A 5,591-nucleotide genomic window follows, 5' to 3' on the forward strand; every position below is an offset into this window, starting at 1 on the left:
AGCTCACCCATCGAGTTCTCCCAGGAATGGCACGACTGCTCCTGGCGATTGTTCGCTCGTGTTGGCAAGCGCTGGGTGCCAAGCCCGGCGGAATGGTGAGGCTGCGTCACCAGCCTCCACGTCACTTCACCGAAAGACCGATCCAAGCAACGCCGCATTGAGCAGCAGCCGCTGTGTGCCCAGCGAGTAGCCTCGAAATACCGGATCACCGGCGAACAACACGAGCTGTCCGGAGCCCAAGCGTTCGCGGACGAGATAAGCGGTGCTTGCGATATACCCCACTGCTTCTGGCCAAATGAGACCGGACAGCGCCAGCTGGCGCGGCACCTCATAGCGCCCGACCAGTTCAACGCCGCCATCGGCGATCAGTGCGTCACTCTCCCGGAACATCACCGGCAGCCGCTCCGGCACGCCGAACCCGAGCCAATGCAGGGGCTTGATGCGAGTGGCCAGGTAGGCGCCACGAGGCAGGAACCTTCGCAACGAGTCTGCTCCTGTGGGCGAAGTCGGCGCCGCATCGGGAAACTCAAACGGCGCGAACTCGCCTCGTAAGAAAGCGCGCGCACCTGCTCCTACAACGGGACGAACCGTGACTGCTTCACTCCGATCAGCCGGCGACAAACCAATTGCTCCGGCTGCCACTAGGAAATCACCTTCCTGCATCGCTTGGACGCCGCGGCCTAGCAGTAACGGTGGATAGCGCTCTGTCACCGTGCTGCGCGCCTTGACCGAGCTTATGCCCGCCTCTACCAACGTCTGCGTGCCGGCGCCAAGTGAGATCAGCGTTCCGCCGCTTGCGACCCACGTGCGCAGTTGTGACGAGACTCCAGCATTCAACACTGCTAGCAGGTTCGCGGGATCTGCAACGTCGCTGAGGATCAGCACCTGATACTGACTGAGATTCACCGTGCCCAAGCGCGTGATGCCGAGCAAGGTGACCGGTATGCCTATCGAAGCATCGAACAAGTGCCACAAAGCACCGGTACTCGCCGCGTCCGTGCACGCACCGGTGAGGATGGCGATGGCTGGAGCACTCAGCAATACAAACCCCGGATCGCCCAGGTCCGGCCCGTCTTCGACGCGCGCTGCATTGACCGGTGTGAAGCGAACGTCGCCTCGCGATTGTTCGCTGGCCAACAGCTCAGCAAGCTCAACGCTCTGATCGTCACGTCGTATCAGCAAGCTGCCGGCAGCGTAGCTCACGCCCGCATGGATGAACGCCTCCGTCGCCACCCGCACTTTGATACCTAGCGCCAATAGCCGGCCGGTCGCAAACAACGAAGGGTCGACATACAAGTAGCCGTAGCGCCCTATGTACATCGCCTGATCGGGCAGAGCCAGCGGATCAGCCTCATCGACACGCTGCCAGTTGCCGGCCGGAACCGACGTTGACCAGAACATCTCTGCGCCATAGGCCAGTGGCAGCGACCACGCTGTCGCATCCAACAGCAATGTCTTGCCGCCCAGCTCGATACCCCGTCGCTCGCGCTGGAGAAATTCCGCGCTCATGGGCACATGGAGATCGAAGATGTTTCGAATCAGCGCCGCCAATCGCTGCTGCGTTCGAATCAACAGCGTCCCCGCGGGTAGCACCTGCGAGAACGCGTCGGCTTGCCACACCGAGTGCAGATCCTTCGCTTCAGCATCGTGGCTGAGGCGTTCCACTTCGATGCCTTGTAGAAGAAGCAGCGAGAGTGCACTTCGCACCTTGAACTCGTCACTCGGCAGGATCAACCAGGCTTGTGGGCCATCTTCTTGCCGCGTAGCACGGCGCGAACGCCACCATCGCAACAACAACTGTTCGCGGGCGGCAACCGCCGTCGTTAGATTCGCAAACGTACTGCGCAGTTGGTTGTCGACTGCCTGCGCGTAGTCGCGGGTTCGCCCATTGGGAAGTCTCACGGTCGACGCGACCATGCCCGCCTGCTCATACAGGATCGGCACTGCTCCGTGATAAGCCGGCCAGATGTCGAAGAACCCGGGGAAGAACACTTCGTTCCAACTGCGAGTGTAATAGCTCGTGCCATCGCTATCGAAAGCAGCCGCGTGATCCTGCGAGAACTGCGCCCAGGAATCGTGCACGGTCGCCGGCAAATTCGGATTCAGCGGCTGGGCTGGCACCGCGAACAAGTAGGTGTCGTCGGCTCCCATCTCGTGCACATCCACGAATAGCTGCGGGCTGGCAGCCAACACTGCTCGAATTCGCGCACGCGACTCCTGCTGCACACCGAAGATGGCATCTCGATTCAGATCGAACAGATAGCGATTGCCGCGTCCGCCAGGCCACTGGCCCGTATGCAATAAGTCCTGCGGATCGTACGCAGCCGAAGCACGACCGAACGCACGTACATGCGCCAGATAGCGCTCGCGACCGTCCGGATTCGCCATAGGATCCAGGTGGATGATCAAACGATCGAGCAGTGTCGCGCAGTCGGAATCAGTCCGCGCCGCTAGCCGATACGCCGTTTCCAATGCTGCGTCGGAGCCGGAGGGCTCATCGCCATGAATTCCATACCCGAGCCACACAACGGCCGGCAAGCTGCTCGCGACATTCTGAGCTTGGGCAGCATCATCACAGCCATCGAGGTCTCGCAAACTCGCCTGATGCTCGGCAAGACGAGCGAGATTGTCAGGCGACGACACCGTCAATGCGAGCAGCGGCAACCCGGCGTAACTCAGCCCGTATCGGCGCAGTCGTAAACGCGGAGATACTTCGGCCAGCCGCTCGAAGTAGCGAAGCATCTCGTGATGCTGCACCGGTCGTTCGCCGAGAGCGAATCCCAAAACATCTCGTATCGTCGGGATCGTCGGATCCAAGAGCATCTCGCTCATACCCGTTTCACAGCAGCTGCTGTCGGTGGGCGCTGTGCTCAATCGATCACGTACAGCTGACGTGGCAGCGTACAAAACGTCTCGGCGCCATGGTCAGTGACGCGGAGCGTCTCGCTGAACACATAACCCTCACCCTTCTCCCAAATGCCGATGATCAGATGCAGCGTCGAGTCGGCACGCAGTTCGCGGTGGTCGTCACGTTGCAGGCTGTAACTGTCTTCGCTCCAATCGATGCCGATGCCGTAGCCGATTCGAGATTCTTTGCGCACCCCGCGGCCAGCGAATTTATTCCAGAAGGCTGCATAAGCATCGGAGCAGCTCGCACCGGTACGCAGCGCTGGCAACGTAGCCTCGAAACTTTCCCGCACGATGGTGTCGATCTCACGCAAGCGCGCGTCGGGCTTACCGAGAAAAACGGTACGCGACACGGCAGCGCAGTAACGATGCCTGAAAGCCCCGAGTTCGAAGTTGGTCTGCGAATTCAGCGCGTACGGCCGGTTAGTCCAATTCAGATGCGGCGCGTTGGCGAATGGAGTTACCGGCATCGTCACGGAGTCCGTGGGCGCCGTGCCCGGCTTGCCCGGCAAGCCGCTGCAGAGCTTGCCAACAATCGTTGCAGCCACTTCGCACTCCGGCACTCCGACTGCGATGCGCGAAATACCCGCTAGCAAGGCTTGTTCACCGATACGCGCAGCATCGGTCATGTAAGCCAGTTCGGACGGAGACTTCACCGCACGGATATCAGTCACCCAATCATCCGCGTTCGTCAGTTCGATACCGCCGAAGGACTCCACCAAAGCCGCGTGCGCATCCACGCCCAAACCAGGCCCATTACGCTCGAAAGCGAGTCGCGTGCTGCGAGTTCGGCTGCGCACCAGGCGACCGATGGCAGCCCACACCGGCAGCGAGCTGAGCCCCAGAATCCGCTCGTCGTAAGTCAGGATGTTGTCTTCTGAAATCCACGTCGTCGCCGTCGCGCACGGCACGTCCATCTCACGCAGGATCAGAGTGGGTTCGGCATCTTGCAGCGTGACCAGCATGCCCTGCGGGATATAGCCCGAATTTCCCTGGTAGCCAGTGAGATAGGTGATGCACGACTGACTGATGACAAACAGCGCATCCACTCCGGCGCTCGACATCTTCTTTTGCACGGCTGCTAGCCGGGCGCGGAACTCGGCGATCTCGAACGGCAGCGGCAAGCGGGCCACGGTTGGGTTCATTGGAGCGGACTCAAGTTTGGTGAAGGAAACATTCGGCCCAATAGCAGTGCCACCACGCCCGCCGCAGCGGCGGTCGCTGCAATCCACAGCAGTAAGTTGGTAACACTGCCTAGAATCGGCGCAAACGCCGCGATGTAACCGGTGAGAAAGATGCCCACGCCAGCAGCCACCCACCACAGGCCCACATACAAGCTGGTATGTGACTTGGGCGCCAGGCGTGCGACCGTGCTGAGCTGCACCGGCCAGATATGCAGGTCAGCCAGGCCGAACAGGGAGTAAGCCGCGATGAACCAGCCCAGCGACATCTTGCCGCCGGCGCCGTCGATGGATGTCGAGCCCAGCCAAAGAACGGCGTAGGCGGCGCTCATCAACACAAACGCCACGGTCTGCTGACTGTACACATCCAGCTTGAGGCGAGACTGCAGCAGCGACGTCAACGGAGCCAGCGTCATGAATGCGAGCGTGGACACACTCAGCAACCAGGTGGCCGGTACCTCGAAGCCGAGCAACACCCGATCCGCACTCCCCTCCACTAGCAGATTCAGCATGCCTGCATCCTGAAAGAAGCAGGCCGTGTACAACACGGTGAGCAAGCTGAAGCCGATGAGGTGGGCGGTCGCACGAACCGTCTTGTCGTCCTCGGCCTGGTGCTCGGCGTTAACGCGGTCAGCCACCGAGCCGATCGACCCGAGCAAACGTCGAGCGAACAGCACATACACACCGTAGCCCAACGTCATGCCGATGGCGGCTGCGCCAAAACCATAGTGCCAGCCAAGTTTTTCGCCCATCGTGCCAGCGACCAGATTGGCTAAAAACGAACCGCTGTAGATACCCACCATGAAGATCACATAGCCCTGGTCGCTACGCGGATCTCCCGGCGCATAACAGCGACTAACGATCGATGCGGTTGCCGGCTTCAGCAAACCCGTGCCGGCAGCGATCAGACCCAGTGCCGAAAGAAACAATAGGTTTTGCCCGGCCCCCGCCAACCCCGGCAACGCTTGCACGCTCAACAGCACGTGCCCCGCGATCACGAGCAGACTGCCCACGCGAATGCATCGCTGGTCGCCCCAGAAACGACTCGCGATCCAACCACCGAACGCAGGCGCGATGAAGGCCGCCGCACCGTACGCTCCCACCAGTTTCAACGCGCTGCTCGCCGGCCATCCCAGACCGCCCGCATTCGCATCGGCCGTGAGATACAACGCCAGCAATCCCATGATGCCGTAGAAGCTGAATCGCTCCCAGCACTGGGCGAAGGCCACCAAGTAGATGGCGGCCGGGTGCCCGAAGAGCTGCGTCTTCTGACTGAGCGATTGCTCCCCGGCACTCCAGGTGGCTTCGTGCATCGTTTCTTTGCGCGACACTACGCAGCCGGTTTCAGATAGCGCGCCAGGAATCGGTACACCTCACGCCGTGACTCCTTCGCGAGCTTGGTATCGATCATGTTGAAACCATGCCCTCCCGGCGCGTTGTCGTAGATCTTGTACTCGAACTTTTTGCCCGCGGCCTGCAACGCATTGATCAGATGTTCCACCT

The 5,591-nt window shown here is 61.0% G+C and carries 3 protein-coding genes; all 3 read right to left on the reverse strand.

Annotated elements, in window-relative coordinates; genetic code table 11:
* Positions 1 to 126 precede the first annotated feature (126 nt).
* The 3 genes from JNL55_RS33170 to JNL55_RS33180 are packed head-to-tail and all read right to left on the reverse strand — an operon-like array spanning position 127 to position 5,401.
* Positions 127 to 2,832: a M14 family zinc carboxypeptidase gene (locus JNL55_RS33170; protein ID WP_293864899.1), complete on the reverse strand. Its 2,706-nt coding sequence runs from the start codon at positions 2,830 to 2,832 to the stop codon at positions 127 to 129.
* Between the two features lie 38 nt (positions 2,833 to 2,870).
* Entirely contained in the window at positions 2,871 to 4,052 is a 1,182-nt protein-coding gene (locus tag JNL55_RS33175) for a M24 family metallopeptidase (RefSeq protein ID WP_293864902.1), read from the reverse strand.
* Positions 4,049 to 5,401 carry a peptide MFS transporter gene (locus JNL55_RS33180; protein ID WP_293864904.1) on the reverse strand — a complete coding sequence of 451 codons (1,353 nt, stop codon included), beginning with the start codon at positions 5,399 to 5,401 and terminating at the stop codon, positions 4,049 to 4,051. The genes JNL55_RS33175 and JNL55_RS33180 overlap by 4 nt, the downstream gene beginning before the upstream one ends.
* Positions 5,402 to 5,591: the final 190 nt, after the last annotated feature.

Origin of the sequence: Steroidobacter sp. (assembly GCF_016790065.1) — a bacterium.
GTDB lineage: Bacteria > Pseudomonadota > Gammaproteobacteria > Steroidobacterales > Steroidobacteraceae > Steroidobacter.

Excerpts from the sequence above, each read along its gene's own strand:
- JNL55_RS33180 (WP_293864904.1), bottom strand. The coding sequence starts at position 5,401 with ATGCACGAAGCCACCTGGAGTGCCGGGGAGCAATCGCTCAGTCAGAAG.
- JNL55_RS33170 (WP_293864899.1), bottom strand. The coding sequence starts at position 2,832 with ATGAGCGAGATGCTCTTGGATCCGACGATCCCGACGATACGAGATGTT.
- JNL55_RS33175 (WP_293864902.1), bottom strand. The coding sequence starts at position 4,052 with ATGAACCCAACCGTGGCCCGCTTGCCGCTGCCGTTCGAGATCGCCGAG.